Consider the following 244-nt stretch of genomic DNA (forward strand, 5'->3'; position numbering starts at 1 on the left):
TGCGGCTGGGGGTGGAGAAAGGCGTCGACCGGGAGACGGCGCAGGAGTGGCTCGACACGTACGGCACCAACACGCTGCGGATCTACGACCGGCTGCCGGAACCGCCGCTTACCCCCGAACAGCTTCTGCGGGCGCAGATTCAATACGCCGTGGAGGAGGAGATGACGGTGCACGCCGTCGACTTCCTGCGGCTGCGCACCGGCTGGACCTATTTTCAACTGCACAAGGCGGAAGAACAGGCGGA

At 65.2% G+C, this 244-nt stretch carries 1 protein-coding gene; it reads left to right on the forward strand.

From position 1 onward, the window contains the following. Window positions 1-244, forward strand: a 244-nt coding sequence (locus LD028_RS09330; protein ID WP_275949120.1) for a glycerol-3-phosphate dehydrogenase C-terminal domain-containing protein, incomplete at both ends; no start/stop codon positions are given.

Origin of the sequence: Anoxybacillus sp. LAT27 (assembly GCF_022030075.1) — a bacterium.
Taxonomy (GTDB): Bacteria; Bacillota; Bacilli; order Bacillales; family Anoxybacillaceae; genus Anoxybacillus; species Anoxybacillus kestanbolensis.